The sequence below is a fragment of the Okeania sp. SIO2B9 genome (assembly GCF_010672505.1).
Taxonomy (GTDB): Bacteria; Cyanobacteriota; Cyanobacteriia; order Cyanobacteriales; family Microcoleaceae; genus Okeania; species Okeania hirsuta.
This window is the reverse complement of the sequence record NZ_JAAHGK010001371.1, coordinates 1-1,949: the sequence shown is the minus strand read 5'-3', so window position 1 is coordinate 1,949 and position 1,949 is coordinate 1. Positions and strand designations below refer to the sequence as shown.

General features: G+C 36.2%; 1 protein-coding gene and 1 pseudogene. Both read right to left on the bottom strand.

Annotation, left to right across the window (positions count from 1 at the left end; all coding sequences use genetic code 11):
- Positions 1–379: pseudogene (locus tag F6K13_RS30860) on the bottom strand (serine/threonine protein kinase); the annotation flags it as partial.
- A gap of 940 nt (positions 380–1,319) precedes the next feature.
- Positions 1,320–1,949 (bottom strand): Rpn family recombination-promoting nuclease/putative transposase (locus F6K13_RS30855; RefSeq protein ID WP_287289534.1); only part of this gene is annotated, 630 nt, incomplete at its 5' end.

Here is a 1,949-nt window from a genome sequence, read left to right as displayed (position 1 = left end):
CTTCTTTAGCAATTTTTTTGACATCTTCTTCTATGAAATTTTTATCCCTATCTAATAATTCTTGGAGGGAAAAACCAGGAATATAATCTTGCACTAATGCAAACCAAGGCAAACCTGAATTTGCTTCTTTTTCCAAGGAAAAATAATTGCGATAACGAGGAATATGGGGATGATTTAGAGCTTGTAGAATTTGGGCTTCTGTCTCAAATAAATTTAATTCTTGCCCTAATATTTCGGCACTATAAGCTAACATTTTGAGAATTACTTGTTCTTGCAGTTGGGAGTCAAATGCTAGCCAAGTTTTACGACCTGGTACGGTGTTACCTAATTGTTTTTGTAGTTGGTAACGTTGTTTTAAGATTTGTCCTGGAGTTAACATAATTAAGTTAAAAGTCAATATTAATCTCAATACTATCTAGTTATAATACCGTAGTAGGCCGTCTAGACTAAATTTGTGGGTAAAACCTAACCCCCCAACCCCCTTCCCTGCTAGCGTTGGGGGGGATTTATCCCCTCTCCTTGCAGGAGAGGGGTTGGGGGAGAGGTCTTCCCTCGTTACTCGCTCCTAAGTTTTATATAGAATCTGATTGAACAGTCTAGTAGGGTGTGTTAGCGGAACAAAGTGGAGCGTAACGCACCATTTTTGATGTTACTGGTGCGTAACGCTATCTGACTATTGGACAATAGTTAAATTGATGCTCAAAACAGAATAATCAGGCGATCGCTACCTTGTCAGTTTCCTCTCAAGACTATTGGACAATAGTTGAATGAATTATCAATAGTGAATAATCAGGCGATCGCTACCTTGTCAGTTTCCTCTCAAGACTATTGGACAATAGTTGAATGAATTATCAATAGTGAATAATCAGGCGATCGCTACCTTGCTAGTTTGCTCTCAAGACTATTGAACAATAGTTAAATGAATTATCAATACTGAATCATCAGGCGATCGCTACCTTGTCAGTTTCCGTTCCAGACTATTGGACAATAGTTAAATGAATTATCAATACTGAGTAATCAGGCGATCGCTACCTTGCTAGTTTGCTCTCAAGACTATTGGACAATAGTTAAATTAATGCTCAATAGTGAATGCTCGGGCGATCGCTACCTTGCCAGTTTCCGAGCCTGACTATTGAACAATAGTTAAATTAATCAGGACTTACGCAGAACCACCTTATGTGGTAGGGGCGAATGGCATTAGCCCTCTGCGGATAGCATATTGTCTAAGAATTTGCGTAAGTCCTGTTAATTATCAATAGTGAGATAGAAAGCTAGAGATTTCAACAACTCTTTCATTATCAATTATCCATTATCAATTATCAATTATTAGCTAGCCAGTTTTCCAAGTCTGCTATTGTTGCTAAATCAAAAATTTCTTCGCCTAAAATATCTAATTTTTCCAAAGATAATTGTTCTATTTGAGTCTCAATTTCTGGAGATATTTCTCCAAACTTTCGGCGAATTTGACGTAAGATTTGTTTCACTACTCCAATTCCAATTCCTTGTTTCCTTCCAATACCAATTCCTTCTTCTCGTCCTTCGTTTCTCGCGAAACTAATTTGTCCTTGTTGATCTCTCATCAACTTTTCCTGTTGCTCTACTTCCTCTAATTCTTTATTGTTTAAGTTTGCTCGATTTGCTATCTTTAATGCTGCTTCTATTTCTGATACTTCTTCCAATGATTGTGGTATTACTTCTAAATTTGCTGCCGATTTAATAAAGTATATCCATTTATCACTGAGGGTTTCTAAGGCTGACAATTCTTTTTCAAACTTGGGTAATTCTACAAACATTAATGTTAATTCATCTTCGTAATAAACCGATTCTTTCTCTTCTTTAAATCTGAATTTAGTAATCATTTTATCAATATCCTCAAACAAAACAAAATCCGCGATTGTTAAAGCTATAAAAGGTTGCAACATAATATAACCTTGCCCAACATTACGATA